The 15,957-nt window shown below is 57.6% G+C and carries 12 protein-coding genes; 10 read left to right on the forward strand and 2 right to left on the reverse strand.

Annotated elements, in window-relative coordinates; genetic code table 11:
- The first annotated feature begins 113 nt into the window (after positions 1 to 113).
- The 9 genes from GNX18_RS17200 (at position 114) to ligB (ending at position 11,141) form a co-directional block, all read left to right on the forward strand.
- Positions 114 to 875: an SDR family NAD(P)-dependent oxidoreductase gene (locus GNX18_RS17200; protein WP_240914064.1), complete on the forward strand. Its 762-nt coding sequence runs from the start codon at positions 114 to 116 to the stop codon at positions 873 to 875.
- Positions 876 to 1,002: 127 nt separating this feature from the next.
- Positions 1,003 to 2,595 carry an aldehyde dehydrogenase (NADP(+)) gene (locus GNX18_RS17205; RefSeq protein ID WP_138235594.1) on the forward strand — a complete coding sequence of 531 codons (1,593 nt, stop codon included), beginning with the start codon at positions 1,003 to 1,005 and terminating at the stop codon, positions 2,593 to 2,595.
- Positions 2,585 to 3,649 carry an aldose epimerase family protein gene (locus GNX18_RS17210; RefSeq protein ID WP_166219709.1) on the forward strand — a complete coding sequence of 355 codons (1,065 nt, stop codon included), beginning with the start codon at positions 2,585 to 2,587 and terminating at the stop codon, positions 3,647 to 3,649. The genes GNX18_RS17205 and GNX18_RS17210 overlap by 11 nt, the downstream gene beginning before the upstream one ends.
- A 178-nt stretch (positions 3,650 to 3,827) precedes the next feature.
- The gene (locus GNX18_RS17215) at positions 3,828 to 4,775 is read left to right on the forward strand and encodes an ABC transporter substrate-binding protein (RefSeq protein ID WP_171018953.1); all 948 of its coding nucleotides are present in this window, start codon (positions 3,828 to 3,830) and stop codon (positions 4,773 to 4,775) included.
- Between the two features lie 42 nt (positions 4,776 to 4,817).
- Complete coding sequence (locus GNX18_RS17220; protein ID WP_166219711.1) at positions 4,818 to 6,308, forward strand: sugar ABC transporter ATP-binding protein; 1,491 nt, start codon at positions 4,818 to 4,820, stop codon at positions 6,306 to 6,308.
- A 2-nt stretch (positions 6,309 to 6,310) separates the two neighbouring features.
- On the forward strand, positions 6,311 to 7,378 hold the full coding sequence (locus GNX18_RS17225) for an ABC transporter permease (RefSeq protein ID WP_166219713.1): 1,068 nt from the start codon (positions 6,311 to 6,313) through the stop codon (positions 7,376 to 7,378).
- Positions 7,378 to 8,367, forward strand: a complete 990-nt coding sequence (gene yjfF / locus GNX18_RS17230; protein WP_138235757.1) for a galactofuranose ABC transporter, permease protein YjfF — start codon at positions 7,378 to 7,380, stop codon at positions 8,365 to 8,367. The genes GNX18_RS17225 and yjfF overlap by 1 nt, the downstream gene beginning before the upstream one ends.
- Before the next feature lie 56 nt (positions 8,368 to 8,423).
- The gene (locus GNX18_RS17235) at positions 8,424 to 9,344 is read left to right on the forward strand and encodes an SMP-30/gluconolactonase/LRE family protein (RefSeq protein ID WP_166219715.1); all 921 of its coding nucleotides are present in this window, start codon (positions 8,424 to 8,426) and stop codon (positions 9,342 to 9,344) included.
- 48 nt (positions 9,345 to 9,392) lie between these two features.
- Positions 9,393 to 11,141, forward strand: coding sequence for an NAD-dependent DNA ligase LigB (gene ligB, locus GNX18_RS17240; protein ID WP_166219717.1), 1,749 nt, complete (start codon positions 9,393 to 9,395; stop codon positions 11,139 to 11,141).
- Here ligB and GNX18_RS17245 read toward each other — a convergent pair.
- Positions 11,112 to 13,541: a glycoside hydrolase family 127 protein gene (locus tag GNX18_RS17245; RefSeq protein WP_166219719.1), complete on the reverse strand. Its 2,430-nt coding sequence runs from the start codon at positions 13,539 to 13,541 to the stop codon at positions 11,112 to 11,114. The two genes, ligB and GNX18_RS17245, sit on opposite strands and share 30 nt — an antisense overlap.
- Before the next feature lie 81 nt (positions 13,542 to 13,622).
- A complete protein-coding gene (locus GNX18_RS17250; protein ID WP_240914066.1) occupies positions 13,623 to 14,921 on the reverse strand; it encodes an arabinan endo-1,5-alpha-L-arabinosidase in 1,299 nt (432 codons plus the stop codon).
- A 4-nt stretch (positions 14,922 to 14,925) separates the two neighbouring features.
- Between GNX18_RS17250 and GNX18_RS17255 the strand changes: the two genes are divergently transcribed.
- Positions 14,926 to 15,903: a family 43 glycosylhydrolase gene (locus GNX18_RS17255; protein ID WP_166219721.1), complete on the forward strand. Its 978-nt coding sequence runs from the start codon at positions 14,926 to 14,928 to the stop codon at positions 15,901 to 15,903.
- Positions 15,904 to 15,957 lie beyond the last annotated feature (54 nt).

Genomic DNA, 15,957 nt, shown 5'->3' on the forward strand with positions numbered 1-15,957 from the left:
CCGGGGCGCCTTTTTCTCGCAAACGTCGCTGGCATAAGCGGTAGACTGTGTGCTGCAGGAATCTGTATCGCGGTCCCACAGAGGGCGTGAGTAACAATGAATCAAGTGAGCGAATGATGACGCTGACCAACCAATACCCGAGCCTCAAGGGCCGGACTGTATTCGTCTCCGGCGGTGGTTCCGGCATCGGCGCCAGCCTGGTGGAGGCTTTTTTTCAGCAGGGGGCTAAAGTAGCCTTTGTGGATATTCAGGAGGATGTCTCTAACGCTCTGGTAGCGCGCCTCGGCAGCGACGATGTGCGCTTTTATCCGTGCGATCTGACCGATGTCGCGCGCCTGCAGGCGGTAATTGCACAAGCGGCTGACGATCTGGGGCCGATATCGGTGCTGATCAACAACGCCGCCAACGACACCCGCCACGATTTCCGCGAAGTCTCCCCGGAACAGTGGGACAAGTGCCTGGCGGTCAACCTGCGGCATCATTTCTTTGCCGCTCAGGCCGTGTACCCGTACATGAAGCAACTGGGCCGCGGTGCGATCATCAATCTCGGCTCCATGAGCTGGCACGCGGGGCAGGGCGGTATGCCGGGCTACACCTGCTCCAAGGCGGCCATCGAGGGCCTGACCCGCGGTCTCGCCCGCGATATGGGCCCAGACAGAATCCGCGTGAATTGCCTGGTACCCGGTTGGGTGATGACCGAGAAACAATTAAATGAGCGGATTGATGCCTCCGCACGCGAGGCCATCGACAAAGGCCAGAGCGTGAAAGACCCCTTGATGCCCGAGAGCATCAGTGCGATGGCGCTGTTTCTGGCCTCTGATGATGCTTCGATGTGTACCGCACAGAACTTCATCGTAGACGGCGGCTGGATCTGAGCCCTGACCGTAGGAGCCTGCCTACAGGCGAACCGAGCACGCACAGAACCAGAAAAGTTCGTCTGCAGGCAGGCTCCTACAAAGAAGGCAGCCGCACGAAACATCGAAAAAAATTCAGGAGAAACCAATGACCATTACCGGAAAACAACTTATCGCAGGCAACTGGACCGATGGCCGCGCCGGCAATTTTTACGGTGTGAACCCCGCGACCGGCGAAGACCTGCAACCGGCGTTCACCGCGGCCGATGAATTCCAGGTGGCCGAAGCGGTCCATGCCGCCAGTGCCTGCGCGGGCGAGTTTGCCAACCTGGCACCGGCAAAACGCGCGGAGTTCCTGAATACCTGCGCCGATGAAATCATGGCGCTCGGTGACGAACTGCTGGAGCGGGTATCCGCCGAAACCGGATACCCGCGCGCCCGCGCCGAGGGCGAACGCGGGCGCACCTGCGGCCAGCTGCGTCTGTTCGCCGACTGGATTGTCAAAGGCGAGTACCTCGATGCGCGCATCGACACCGCGCTGCCGGAGCGCCAACCGCTGCCGCGCCCGGACCTGCGCAGCTTCAACCAGGCGCTGGGACCGGTGGCGGTGTTTGGGGCGAGCAATTTCCCACTGGCGTTCTCCGTCGCCGGCGGCGACACCGCGGCGGCATTTGCTGCCGGCTGTCCGGTAATCGTCAAAGGACACAATTCCCATCCCGGTACCAGCGAACTGGTGGCACAGGCTGTGGCTAACGCGGTGAAAAAATGCGGTCTGCCGGGAGGTGTTTTTTCCCTGATACTCGGTTCTGGAACCCGCGTTGGTGCGGAACTGGTCAAGTCGCCGGGTATCAAAGCCGTCGGGTTTACCGGTTCGCTGCAAGGCGGTATGGCGTTGTTCAAACTGGCCAATGAGCGTCCGGAACCCATCCCGGTATTTGCGGAAATGGGTAGCATCAACCCGGTGGTGCTTTTGCCGGAAGCGCTGAAGGCGCGCGCAGAAGCCATCGCTGAAGGTTTTGTGGGTTCCTTGACCCTGGGCACCGGCCAGTTCTGTGTGAATCCGGGGCTGGTGATTGCGGTGGAAGATGAAGGTCTGGACCGTTTCATCGCCGCCACCAGCGCCGCGCTTGCCAAGGTGCCGGCCGGTGTGATGCTGAATAAGAATACCCTGGCCGGCTATCAGAGCGGTGTCGCTCGCCTGCGCGACCAGGCGGGTGTGGAGCAGGTCGCCACTGGCGAGCCAGCCCGCGGCGACGGCGGTTTTACTTGTCAGGCGGGGCTGCTCACCGTGACCGCAAAAGAATTCCTGAGTAATCACACGCTGCAGGAGGAAGTGTTTGGCCCCATGTCCCTGGTAGTGAAGTGCCGCGACCGCAGCGAACTTCTGCAGGCGGTGTCGGCGCTGCAGGGCCAGCTTACCGGCACTTTGCAGTGCACCGAATCCGAGCTGGTTAACTACGGCGATCTGGTGGACGTGCTGCGCCAGAAAGTGGGCCGCGTTGTGTGCAACAACTTCCCCACCGGGGTGGAAGTGTGTCACTCCATGATGCATGGTGGCCCCTTCCCAGCGGCCACCGACGCGCGCTTTACTTCTGTTGGCACTATGTCCATCGCCCGTTTTGTGCGCCCGATCTGCTTCCAGAATTACCCGGAAGCGCTGCTGCCGGACGCACTGAAAAATAGCAATCCGTTGAATATTTGTCGTCTCGTCAATGGTGAAAAAACCTGTGATGCCGTCTGAATTGAGCCTGACGCGGGGGATTGTTGCCTCTGAAGTGTTTACTCGCGACGGCAGTCTGCCGCTGCAACTGGTGACGTTGGAAAATGGCCGCGGCACGCGGGTCACCTTGTGTGACCTGGGTGCCAGCCTGTATTCCATTCACACCAGGGATCGCTACGGCCACAGCGACAATATCCTGCTGACCTATGCCGACCCCCAGCACTGGTTGGAAAATCACTGGTATCTGGGGGTGACCGCGGGACGCGTCGCCAACCGCATCGGCGATGCGCGTTTCACCCTCGGCAACGAGACCTATCTGCTGCCGGTAAATGACGGCAAAAATCATTTGCACGGTGGCCCGCAGGGGCTGCATACCAAGCGTTGGCAGGTCGTACAGAGTGAATCCTCCGCGCGATTCCAATCGGTAACCTTTCGCTGTGTGAGCGAAGATGGCGAAGGCGGATACCCTGGCAATCTGGACATCGAGCTGACCTACTGTCTGGACGAAGACGATGCGCTAACGCTCGAATACCGTGCACTGACCGATGCAGATACGCCGGTGGTCCTGACGAACCATTGCTACTGGAATCTGGCGGGTGCCGACGGAATTCTTGAGCACGAGCTGGAGATTCATGCGAACCAGCTGCTGCGGCTGGACGAGCAGCTGATTCCCACCGGTGAGTTATTCAACGTTGCGGGCACTCCGGTGGATTTCCGCAAGCGCAAGAAAATCGGCCGCGATATCGACTGGTGGCCGGGAGGCTATGACAATTTCTGGGTAGTGGATGAGACTGCTGAGAAAACACTGAAGCCGATTGCTTCGCTGGTGCACCCCGCATCCGGGCGCTCGGTGAGAGTCGTTTCCAGCGAAGCCGGAGTGCAGTTCTACAGCGGCAACTTCCTGGATGGCAGCCGCAACCGCGACAGTGGATCGCCCATACACAAGTATGCTGGCCTGTGTCTGGAAACCCACGGATTTCCGGATGCACCCAATCACCAGAATTTCCCTTCGGTAATCCTGAAGAAGGGGGAAGAATACCGGCAGACGACGATCTATCAGTTTTCTGCGGAGTAAATTGGCTTTTAGCTAGAGGTGGTGGCCCTCCGGATTGGTTGGCGCTACCTCTCACCGGTATCGGGAGCTTCGCATTGAAGTTCTTTGTGTTCATTCTGAGTAGTTGGATGGACCGAATAGGGAGTTTGCTCCCCAAAATAAATATAAACAGACAATCCAAAGTGATGAGGAGTCCGATATGAAGATCTCTCAATTCCTGCCCGCCGCAATGGTGCTTGTCCTTTGTGCCAGTCACAGCGCGCTTGCCACCACCATCGGTTTTTCCCAGGTTGGTTCGGAAAGCGGTTGGCGCACGAGTTTCAGTGAATCAGTAAAAGCCGAAGCCAAAAAACGCGGTATTGAACTCAAGTTTTCCGACGCCCAGCAAAAGCAGGAGAATCAGATTAAAGCCGTGCGCAGTTTTATCGCCCAGGGCGTTGACGCGATCATGATCGCGCCCGTGGTCGAAACTGGTTGGAAGCCTGTGCTGCGGGAGGCCAAGCGTGCGCGTATTCCGGTGGTAATTTTGGATCGCAATGTAGACGCCAGCGGCGATGGACTCTTCCTCACCCGTATCGCCTCCGACTTCGTCGAAGAGGGCCGCCGCGCCGCCCGTTGGCTGATGGACGAGACCGACGGCAACTGCCGTATTCTTGAGCTGCAGGGCACCGTCGGCGCCACTGCGGCGATCGACCGCATGAAGGGTTTCAATGAAGTCATCGCGGATTTTCCCGATGCGACCATCGTGCGTAGCCAGACCGGGGAGTTCACCCGTACCAAGGGCAAGGAAGTAATGGAGGCCATGTTGAAGGCGGAGAATGGCGGCAGGGACATCTGCGCACTCTGGTCTCACAACGATGAAATGGCCATCGGTGCCATCCAGGCGATCAAGGAGGCGGGGCTGAAGCCGGGCACAGATATGCTGGTCGTGTCGGTGGATGGTGTACCGGATTACTTCAAGGCCATGGCAGATGGCGACGCCAACGCGACGGTGGAATTGAACCCGCACCTGGGCGCGCCGGCCTTCGATGTGATCGAGGCCTATCTGAAAGGCGACCGCAAAGTGGAAAAGCTGATTACCACTACCGGGGATCTGTTTACCCAGGCCACCGCCGCGGAAGAATATGCGAAGCGCGCCGGGAAATAATGAATTACTAATAAAAACCACAAGTACTGACAGGCCTGAGCTATGAATTTATTGAGCCTGAGCGGGATGGAAAAGCGCTATCCCGGTGTGAAAGCGCTGGACGGCGTGGACTTTCAGTTGCGTGCGGGAGAAATTCACGCGCTGCTGGGAGAGAATGGCGCTGGCAAGTCGACGCTGGTCAAGGTCATGACTGGTGCGCTGCAAGGTGACGGCGGCAGCATGTCATTTCTCGGTGCGCCGCTGAAACTGAAAAGTACCGCACACGCCCAAAGCGTGGGTATCAGCACGGTTTATCAGGAAGTAAACCTGCTGCCGAATCTCACCGTGGCACAGAATCTCTATCTGGGACGCGAGCCGAAACGCTTCGGGCTGATTGACTGGAAGCGAATTAATCGGCAATCGCGCGAGGTGCTGAAACGATTCGATCTGGATATTGATGTTTCCCGCCCGCTGTCGAGCTTCTCTGTGGCGGTGCAGCAGTTGGTAGCAATTGCGCGCGGCGTGGATATGTCGGCGAAGGTGCTGGTCCTGGATGAGCCTACCGCCAGTCTGGACGCGGATGAATGCGAACAGCTATTTGGCGTGATGCGCGAACTCAGGGACAAGGGTATCGGCATTGTGTTTATTACCCACTTTCTGGATCAGGTCTACGCGGTGTGCGATCGCATCACTGTACTGCGTAATGGCCAACTGGTTGGTGAGTTTGAGGCCGCCACCCTGTCACGCAGTGAACTGGTTGGGCACATGCTTGGCAAGGAACTGCAGGCTCAGACCCATGGGCGCGAACACCGGGAAGAAAAATCACTGACGCAACCGCTGTTGGAGGTTCAGGAGCTTGCGGTGTCTGGTTCGCTGCAGCCTACTTCTCTCTGCGTGCGCCGCGGGGAAGCGGTAGGCCTTGCCGGCCTGCTGGGCTCCGGGCGCTCGGAAGTGTGCCGGGCGGTGTTCGGTGTGGATCGGAAGACGTCCGGCACGCTCAAGGTCAACGATGCCGAGAAGCATTTTCTGCAACCCGCGGATGCCATCAGCGAAGGTCTGGCGCTATGTCCGGAAGATCGGAAAACCAGCGGGATCGTCGGGCCGCTTTCCATCCGTGAAAACATTGCTCTGGCGCTGCAGGCCCGGCGCGGCTGGTGGCGCCCTATCAGCCGGGTTGAGCAGGAACGGCTGGCGCAGCGCTTCATTCGTGAGTTGCAAATCGCCACGCCGGATGCCGAGAAACCCATCGAGCAGTTGAGTGGCGGCAATCAGCAGAAGGTTATTCTCGCTCGCTGGCTCGCCACCAGTCCTCAGCTGCTTGTTCTGGACGAACCCACGCGCGGCGTAGATATCGGTGCGCACGCGGAAATTCTCAAACTGATCAGGCAGTTCTGCCGCGACGGCATGTCCCTGCTGGTGACGTCATCCGAACTGGACGAACTGGTGGCCTTTTCCGACCGCGTGGCCGTCATGCGCGATCGCCGCAAAGTCGCGGAGATCGAAGGTGATGATATCACCGAGGGCAATATCATGCGTGCCATCGCCGAGGCGTAACAATGAGTAACTTGAATACTACCGCGGGCCGGCCTCCGGCCCCGGCAAAAATAAAACTACCCCGGGTAAACGGCCGCTATCTGTGGCCGCTATTGGGGCTTTTTCTCCTGCTGGCGGTGAACCTCGCCATCACCCCTGAATTTTTTCGTATCGAAATCCAGGACGGCCGCCTCTACGGCAGTTTGATCGACGTGTTGAACCGCAGCGCACCGGTGGCGCTGTTGGCCATAGGCATGACGCTGGTGATTGCCACCGGCGGTATCGATCTGTCCGTGGGAGCCACCATGGCCATCGCCGGTGCGGTTTGCGCCAATCTGATCGTAGGCGGGGTCGACAGTATTTTCCTGGTGGTCGCTGCGGGACTTGCCGCTGGTCTGATGGCTGGTGCCGTCAATGGTGGACTGGTGAGTTATATGGGCATCCAGCCGATTGTGGCCACCCTTATCCTGATGGTGGCTGGCCGCGGGATCGCGCAGTTGATCAATGCAGGACAAATTGTCACTTTCCAAAGCGAGGCGTTTGCCTTCATCGGTACTGGGACCTTGCTCGGTCTGCCGTTTCCTATTGTGCTGGTACTGATAGTGTTTGCACTGGTGCAGCTGCTGATGCGCAAAACCGCGCTGGGCCTGTTTGTGGAGAGTGTCGGCTGCAATGCCGGGGCCAGCTACTATCTGGGGATCAACCAGCGTGCGGTGAAAATGGTGGCGTACTGTATCGCCGGTATCTGCGCCGCGCTGGCCGGTATGATTTCCGCCGCAGATATCCAGGGCTCGGATGCGAACAATGCGGGCCTGTGGCTGGAGCTCGATGCAATTCTTGCGGTGGTGATCGGTGGTGCATCGCTGATGGGCGGGCGCTTTTCAATACCGCTTTCTATTGTGGGCGTGCTGGTGATCCAGTGCCTTGGGACAACAATCATCATGAGCGGCCTGCCGGCAAAATTTAATCTGCTGATCAAGGCTGTGGTGGTGATTTTCGTGCTGCTGCTGCAATCGCCACTGTTCCAACAGCAGATGGGTGCACTCTTTGCCCGGTTTCAGAAGCGTACTAATACGGAGGCGAAGGTGTGATGCAATCTCTGTTTTTATCCCGGTTTTCGTCACTCTACATCACCACCGCGCTTTTTTGTCTGCTGTTTCTGGTTGGTGCTTTCCAGTTTGAAGGCTTTGGCAGCAGCCGGGTTGTAGCCAACCTGTTTTCGGATAATGCCTTTCTGGTGATTACCGCCATCGGCATGACGTTTGTGATTATTTCTGGTGGTATCGACTTATCGGTGGGTGCGGTGATCGCACTCACTGGTGTGGTGTGCGGTCTTTTGATCGGTGAGCTGCAGATGCACCCATTGCTGGTATTTCCTCTGGTACTGGTGGGTGGCGGCCTGTTCGGCGCGGCCATGGGGGCACTGATTCACTATTACCGGTTGCAGCCGTTTATCGTTACGCTCGCCGGCATGTTTCTGGCCCGTGGTCTGGCGACCACGCTCAGTGAGGAGTCGATTCCTATTGAGCACGCGTTCTACGATGCCGTGTCCGACTTCGGCATGCTGCTGCCCGGCGGCGCCTGGGTGGGAGCATCTACGCTGATCCTCTTGCTGGTGTTGGTGGCGGCGGTGATACTGGCCCATTACAGCCGCCTTGGTGGATATATATACGCCCTCGGCGGTAGCGCTCAGTCTGCGCAGCTGATGGGGGTACCTGTCGCTCGCACCACCGTCAGCATTTACGCTATCAGTGGATTCCTGTCGGCGCTTGGTGGGATCGTCTACTCCTTTTACACGTTCTCCGGGTACTCCCTGGCTGCCGTGGGCATGGAGCTTGACGCCATTGCGGCGGTGGTGATTGGTGGTACCCTGCTGAGCGGAGGTTCCGGCTATGTGCTGGGGACCGTAATCGGCGTATTGATTATGGGCGTCATTCAGACGTATATCTCATTCGATGGCACCCTCAACAGCTGGTGGACCAAAATCGTCATCGGTCTGCTGCTGTTCGCCTTTATCGGCATGCAGCGTTTGCTGACCCGGCAGCAGGCCGCGCGCCTTGCTACCGGCGCGGCACACTAATTGCTTCGTAAGACCCGCCGTTAAACAACGAAGCGACCGACAGTAAAGAGGCTCATATGCTGGAAGTACAACGCATAGATGCAATCGAAGTGGGCAACACCCTCGGTGAGGGTGTACTGTGGAACCACAAAGAGCAGAGCGTCTGGTGGACGGATATTCACGCGTGCAAGCTCTATCGCCTTACCTGGCCCGGGCGCGTGCTTGAGGTATTCGACACACCAGAGCGGCTCTGTGCCTTCGCGTTTACCGAGCGCGACGATTGCATCGTTGCCGCGTTTGAGACCGGTTTTGCCCTGTTCGACTATCGCCGCGGCAGGATTCTGTGGCGAAAAACCCTGTTGGAAAAAGGCTGCGGGGTGCGTTTCAACGATGGCAAGGTCGACCGCCAGGGGCGCTTCTGGGCCGGTACAATGGCAGAAGACGGCCGCGAGGAACCCGCCGGAGTACTCTACTGCCTGGAGGTCAACGGTGTGGTCAGCGAGCAGGTGAAAGGTGTCCACATTTCCAATGGATGCTGCTGGGATGTCAGTTCCAGTCATTTCTATTTCGCCGACTCGCCGCGCCGCAGCATCTATCGCTACAAGTTTGACGCCCGCCGTGGTGATCTGGGTCGGCGTGAACTGTTTGCCCGCACCATGTTTGGTATTTATCCTGATGGCGCCACAGTGGACGCAGAAGGCTACCTGTGGTCTGCACAGTGGCGCGGCGCGCGTATCCAGCGCTACAGCCCAGACGGCAAACTGGCGGGAGCGGTTCCCGTGCCGGTCAGTCAGCCCACCTGCGTCACTTTTGGTGGTCCAAACATGGATTTGATGTTTGTCACCAGCGCCAGGGAGTCCCTCAACGAGTGGAGCCTGGATCGCGAGTGGCAGGCGGGCAACCTGTTTGTGTTTCAGACACCGTTCAAAGGCGCCATGGGGTTCCGCTTCAGTACCAACCAGCTACTGGAAAAAATAGCCGAGCCGGAACCTGCTTGAGAGCAATTCTGACGACCTGACCTTTTCCAACAGTTACAGGGCAGACAAATGGACTTGTCGCTCACGCTCCGCGATCTCGCCCCAGGTTCGGGAGTTTCTACGATTCGGGTTTTTTCTCAACGCTGGCTGGCGGCACTTCTGTGGGCCGCTACGTTCTCCCTTTGCTCTGCAGCAGAGCCGCCCGCTTGCCCGGAGTGGAGCCCGGCGCGCGCGCAGAAAGAGATTGCACAGCTCGGCACGCAGATTGAAACCTGGGATCACGCCTTCTATGTCGAGCACCGTTCTCTGGTTGACGACGCGGTGTATGACCAGGCGCGCAGCCGGCTTGCCAACTGGAACATGTGCTTCCCGATGGTCGCACACAACGCGTCGCAGTCACCGGTACGTTACCCACTGAGTCACCCGATAGCGCAGACGGGGTTGGATAAACTCCGCGATGTCGCGGAGGTACGCCGGTGGTTGGCGCTGCGAGAAGACGTCTGGATACAGCCCAAAGTGGATGGCGTGGCGGTAACGCTGGTGTACCGGCGCGGAAAACTCGCGCAGATGATCAGCCGCGGTAATGGCGAGCGCGGTCAGGACTGGACCCATCACGCACTGGTAATTCCCGCTATTCACAACTCGATTCCCGACCGCCGTGAGGAGCTGGTACTGCAGGGCGAATTGTACTGGCAGCTTGATGGCCACATTCAGGCGGAGAGCCACTTCAACGCCCGTGGCCGCGCTGCCGGCGCCATGGCTTCGAACAATTTGTCCGAAAAGCAGCGCTTATCTCTTGCCGTGTTTGTATGGGACTGGCCGCGCGGCCCTGCCTCCATGCCGGAACGCCTTTCCGCACTGAAAACATTGGGTTACGACACCTCTCCCTATACCCATCCGGTAGGCAGTGTGGAAGATGCGCAGAAATGGCGCGAGCTCTGGTATCGTCAACCGCAGCCCTTTGCCACCGATGGTATTGTGCTGCGCAGGGGTGATCGCCCCGAGGGGAATAGCTGGCAGGCGCAACCGCCCACCTGGGCTGCGGCCTGGAAACACCCTGCGATCAGCGCATTGGCGGAAGTGACAGGTGTGGAATTTCCGGTAGGGCGCACCGGCAAAATTGTGCCGGTCGTAACGCTCGCGCCGACGCAGCTTGGCGACCGCGAAATTCGCCGGGTGAGCAGTGGATCCTTCCAGCGCTGGTTGGAATTGGATGTGCGCCCCGGCGACCAATTGCGCATCGGGCTTGCCGGGCAAACCATCCCGCAGATTCGCGATGTCATCCTGCGGGCGACCGAGCGCGCTCCGCTAAGGATACCTGATCCGCACCAATACCATATGCTCAGCTGTTGGCGACCCACGGTTGGTTGCGAACAGCAGTTCCTGGCACGGGTACATTGGTTGGGTGAGCAGCTGGAATTTCGCGGCATGGGAGAAGCGCGCTGGCTGTCACTGCTGGAGGGCGGATTGCTGCCCGATCTGCTGGCGTGGTCTGAACTTTCATCTCGGCAATTGACTCGGGTGCCCGGTATCGGTGACAAGCGCGCGGAGAAAATAACGGATAGCTTTCAGCGTGCGCGGGAGCTCAGTTTCTACCACTGGATGCGCGCGCTCGGCATGCCCGCCGCAAGCAGTTTTGATGAACACTTCTGGCGCCGGGAAACTTTTGCAAGCCTTGTCGATCGCGATCCGGAAGAGTGGCAGAACTTCCCCGGTATCGGTGCAAGCCGGTCGCAGGAAATCGTCGCCTTCCTGCAGCATCCGGAAGTTGAGCAACTACAGCGGAAATTATCCGGAATGGGTATCAGCGGATTCTAGATTATTCTCACCCTCTCTCAGTAAGCGCACACCGTAGATAGCACCGGCAACAGCGTTCTTTTCCGCAACAAATTTGAGTTCGATGACTCCGTCCCTGGATTGCTTAAATACAGCTTCCGGTACCGGATAGTCCACTTCGAAGAAATCATCGCCATGGCTGCCATCCAGTGAGACCTCGGCAATTTCCACTCCGTTGGCGAGAATATGAAAACGACGGTTGTTGTCCAGACCGTAGTAAGTAATACGCAGTGTTTGCGCTTCATTACCCGGATCTTTCAACTGGTAGCTGAACCAGTCGCTGGTGTGGCGCCAGTGGCGGCCACGATGAACACCCGCCTCGCTACCCACGCCGGCAAAAAAATGATCCGCCTCCGGTTGCTGCTCTCCCGGCGCTACTTTGTCGATGGTCTGTTGCGCCAGTGCCAGCTGCGCGCGATCCTTCGCTTCGCGCTGTTGTTGTTTCTCTGCCAGTTTCCGCTTCGTAGTGTGAGGCCAATACACGGTGTATCGGGATTCATGTACGCGGTGGAAGGGAATCAATTCCAGGTCGCTATCCGACGAAACAGTTTGCGTCCCCACGACTTTCAGGCTTGCCGGTGCGGCAAAACGCAGCTCATCGCCGGGCAGGCGTTGCAGACTGCGGACAAAATCCCGGTCGTCGCTGATAAAGGTAGGTGTCATTTCCTGTGGGCACATGGGTCCGCTGGCAACGTGCCCCATGCGGCTGTCGTCGGAAAAATAATCCAGTTGTTCACCGGAAACGGGGTCGGTTTTTGCCGCAAGCACCACCGGTCCATAGGTGAGCGCATAGTAGTCTGACTGGTCCGGCAGCTGTTCGGCCTGCGGGTGCATGGGCAGGTGTACCTCAACGCGATCGCCGTCTTTCCAGTGGCGCTCGATGGTGATATAGCTTCCAGGCGCTTGCTCAACAGAGAAAACTTCTCCGTTGACGGTGAGAGAGAGCAAACCTTCCTTCACCCAAACTGGATAACGCAGTTTCAGGCTGAAATCGCCGTTGCCGGTGACGGTGAGTACCGTGCGCTCGGTATCAGGGATATGATTCTTCTGACTGATCTGGAGTCCTTTTTCTTTCCAGTCCAGGGTGGAGGGAATAAACAGATTGACGAACAGCTCATCGCCGCGATGGGCATAGATCATTTCGCCATATTTACTGTGGTTCTCGATTCCCGAGCCCACGCAACACCACATGGCTGCCTGCGGTTGCGAGTACATGCGATAGTGATTGGGGCGCATGGGTGTGAAGTACACGAGACCACCGGTGTCCGGATTTTGCGAAGACAGGATGTGGTTGTAGAGCGCGCGTTCGTAGTAATGTACGTAGCGTGTATCCGGTTCGCTCAGGTATAACATGCGGGTAAGCTTCAGCATGTTGTAAGTATTGCAGGTCTCCGGCCCTTCCACGTCTTCGATCATCGGTGCAAAGTCGTCGGCAGGGTGGAAGTGTTCACGCACACTGTTACCGCCGATGGCTACGGTGCGGTGTTCTACAACCTGGTTCCAGAAATACGCTGCTGCATCCTGCCACTGCTTATCGCCGGCGAGATCGCCCACTCGCTTGTAGCCGATTACCTTGGGGATCTGAGTGTTGGCGTGCAGGCCGGTCAATGTGTCCTGTTGCTGTTTCAGCGGTTCGAGAATGGCGCGGTGGGAAAGCCGTTTGGCGACGGTCAGATATCTCTGTTCTCCGGTAATTTTCGCTACGTCCGCATAAATCTCGTTCAGGCCGCCGTGTTCGCTTTTCAGGATCTGTTGGATCTGTTCATCTGTCAGGGACTCGACCAGCAGCGCACCCCAATCCGACAGTGAAACCAGCATGGCCAGTGCCTGCTGGCTGCCTGCATATAAATACGCATCGCGCAGCCCTGCATAGATTTTGTGAATGTTGTAGAGCGGTACCCACTTTTCATTGAGCGTAAACAGGTCCGAGCGGATGCTTCCCTGTGCCAGTTCCTGCCACATCGCCTTGCCAGCGGGAATGCCCCCAAGATATCCATTGCCATTTTTGTCCTGGGCGCGCTTCAGTTCATCCAGCATGTAATCGAGACGCTGCTTGATTTCCTGATTACCGGTAGCGGCCCATGCAAGGCTGAGTGCTGTCAGGTAATGGCCTCCGATATGGCCGTCGAGCCCACTATTTTCCCAGTTGCCGTAGTTGTCCGCTTTGGGTTCCAGCCCCGCGTCCTTCAAATAGGGAGCTAGCAGGCGATCCGGGTTCATGGTGAGGATATATTCGATGTTTTTATCCTGAGCATGTTTAAAGGGGCTATCCAGCAGTCTCACCTCAGACAGTGGAAATGTCTCCAGTGATGGGGTTTCTTCATTGCTGCAACCCGTGAGTGTGATTGAGGCCAGGGCCAGGCTCAGGAGTATTCTCTTCATAACGATATGCTTTTAGATTTATTGTTGTGGATGTAGAAAAATTCCAGGTCTATGGGTGCCGCTTCCAGTAACTTCTTCCGGTTACCGGACTTTGAACCCCTGGTAGGTGTCGAGCTGGGAAATATTCACCACCGGCCAGAGATCCTCATCCCAATCCATGTCCATTATTTTCAGTTTCTGCAATCCATTGTCGGCAGATTCATACGCGTGCAGCACAAGATAGTCTTTGCCGTTAAAGGTGTAGGCACTGTTGTGTCCAAGCCCCGGCCAACGTTCATTGCCAGAAATCAACGGCGTACCACCACCATTCGCCATGTCTATACCATTCTTGTCCAGATATGGCCCGGTCACGGATTTGGACCGGCCGACGGCAAGTCGATAGGTGCTGTCATCCCCCTTGCAGCAGAGCCCCCGGGAAATGAACAGATAATAGAAACCGTTTTTGCGGAAAATAAACGGTGCCTCAATCTCTTCCGAGCCCGCCATATCCACCGGATGGAATTTTTGCCGGTCGCCCCGCGCAATTGTGTGCCATTCCTGCGGCTCCGCCAGGCTCGTCAAGGACGGGTCCAGCTTCACCAGTTTCAGCCCTTCCCAGAAAGACCCAAAACTCATCCACGGGGTGCCGGACTCATCAAAAACGACCGCCGGATCAATCGCATTCCAGTGATCCCGGTGAGGAATTGACTGCACCACAATACCCTGGTCCCTCCAACCGTACTCCGGTGAATTCGGGTCCAGAGTCTCGGAAACCGTTACGCCAATGGCCGAAGTATTCTTGCCGAAGGCTGAAACCGAGTAATACAGGTAAAAGCGTCCATCGTGCTCGATGATATCCGGTGCCCACAGATGGCCATTGAACGTGGGCGAAACACGTTTCGCCCAGTGCGGCTCTGTAGCAAAGGCGCGGTCTGAGAATTTCCACTGGCGCATGTCTTGAGAGCGATAGATGGTAATGCCCGGGCCAGTGCTGAACAGGTAAAAGGTATCACCTTCTTTTGCCATTGTCGGGTCGTGGACATCGATTTGGCGTTCGTGTGCTGTGTCACTTTCGGCGCAGGCCGTCAGGGCGAGGCCTGCACTCAGAAGGGCGGCGGCACGGCGCCACAGAGCGAGTCGGAGCATATCTCTTCTCTTACGTTTCTCTTTATTTAATTCACGCGCTTTTCTCAATTCCTCGCCCATTGCCACAGTAAGGACAGCAGGGGTTGGCAGGTTATTGGTAGTATAATAATATTGTTCTCGTTCCGGCAACCGAGAGTGGCGGCGGGACCCAATATCAGAACAAAGATAACGAATAAACCAAGCGATGAAGATTCGATACCTGCACAGAGCAGCGCTCGGCGCCGCCTTGCTGTGGCTGGCGGCACCGCCGGACACCGTGATGGCCGATTCCCCCTCGGCAGCGCCGCGATCCGCGCCGGCCGAGAGTCTTGTTTACCCCAATCCGCTAGTACCGCGACGGGCCGACCCGTGGATGTTGCGGTATCGGGATCACTATTACTTTATCGCCACGGCACCGGAATATGACCGTATCGAGCTACGCCGTGCCGATACCATTGCCGGTATCACTGCCGCAGAGCCCGAGGTTCTCTGGCGTAAGCACACCACGGGTCCCATGAGCGAACATATCTGGGCACCGGAACTGCACCGGATCGACGGAGCCTGGTATATCTATTTCGCGGCCGGTGAGGCGGAAAATCCCTGGAAGATTCGCATGTATGCCCTGCGCAACCCGGCGGAAAATCCGTTGCACGGTGAATGGGAGGAGATGGGGACTATTGCCACACCGGTAGACAGCTTTTCGCTGGACGCCACCAGTTTTGCGCACAACGGCAAGCGCTACCTGGTGTGGGCCCAGTACGACACTCAGAATGACCTCGGCTCCCAGTTGTTGATGGCCGAGCTGGAATCGCCGACAAAAATCCGCGAGCCGGTCGTCACTCTGTCGACGCCGACATTCGACTGGGAAATTCAAGGCCACAAGGTCAACGAAGGCCCGGCAGTGTTGCAAAAAGACGGTCGCATATTTATCACCTACTCGGCCAGCGCCACTGATGCCAACTATGCCATGGGGCTTTTGTGGGCCGATGAAGACGCCGACCTGATGAGCGTGAGCAACTGGCACAAGTCCCCGCAGCCCGTATTCGCCAGCAATGCCGATGTGAAACGCTATGGCCCCGGGCACAACAGTTTCACCCTGGCAGAAGACGGAAAAACGGATCTTCTGGTGTATCACGCGCGCGATTACCGCGAGATTAAGGGTAATCCGCTGAACGATGGTAATCGTGCGACCCGGGTGCGTGTGCTGCACTGGGATGAAACCGGTATGCCGGATTTTCGTCAGCAGGAACCCGATTGATCGTTTTTTGCAAGGGCCTGCAGGCAGGCTCCCATGAAATGTACTGAATAAATG

Source organism: Microbulbifer sp. SH-1 (genome assembly GCF_011326135.1).
Classification (GTDB): domain Bacteria; phylum Pseudomonadota; class Gammaproteobacteria; order Pseudomonadales; family Cellvibrionaceae; genus Microbulbifer; species Microbulbifer harenosus.

What these genes read in the sequence shown, in the direction of transcription:
- GNX18_RS17200 (WP_240914064.1), top strand. Translation starts at nt 114, where the DNA reads ATGATGACGCTGACCAACCAATACCCGAGCCTCAAGGGCCGGACTGTA.
- GNX18_RS17205 (WP_138235594.1), top strand. Translation starts at nt 1,003, where the DNA reads ATGACCATTACCGGAAAACAACTTATCGCAGGCAACTGGACCGATGGC.
- GNX18_RS17210 (WP_166219709.1), top strand. Translation starts at nt 2,585, where the DNA reads ATGCCGTCTGAATTGAGCCTGACGCGGGGGATTGTTGCCTCTGAAGTG.
- GNX18_RS17215 (WP_171018953.1), top strand. Translation starts at nt 3,828, where the DNA reads ATGAAGATCTCTCAATTCCTGCCCGCCGCAATGGTGCTTGTCCTTTGT.
- GNX18_RS17220 (WP_166219711.1), top strand. Translation starts at nt 4,818, where the DNA reads ATGAATTTATTGAGCCTGAGCGGGATGGAAAAGCGCTATCCCGGTGTG.
- GNX18_RS17225 (WP_166219713.1), top strand. Translation starts at nt 6,311, where the DNA reads ATGAGTAACTTGAATACTACCGCGGGCCGGCCTCCGGCCCCGGCAAAA.
- yjfF (WP_138235757.1), top strand. Translation starts at nt 7,378, where the DNA reads ATGCAATCTCTGTTTTTATCCCGGTTTTCGTCACTCTACATCACCACC.
- GNX18_RS17235 (WP_166219715.1), top strand. Translation starts at nt 8,424, where the DNA reads ATGCTGGAAGTACAACGCATAGATGCAATCGAAGTGGGCAACACCCTC.
- ligB (WP_166219717.1), top strand. Translation starts at nt 9,393, where the DNA reads ATGGACTTGTCGCTCACGCTCCGCGATCTCGCCCCAGGTTCGGGAGTT.
- GNX18_RS17245 (WP_166219719.1), bottom strand. Translation starts at nt 13,541, where the DNA reads ATGAAGAGAATACTCCTGAGCCTGGCCCTGGCCTCAATCACACTCACG.
- GNX18_RS17255 (WP_166219721.1), top strand. Translation starts at nt 14,926, where the DNA reads ATGGCCGATTCCCCCTCGGCAGCGCCGCGATCCGCGCCGGCCGAGAGT.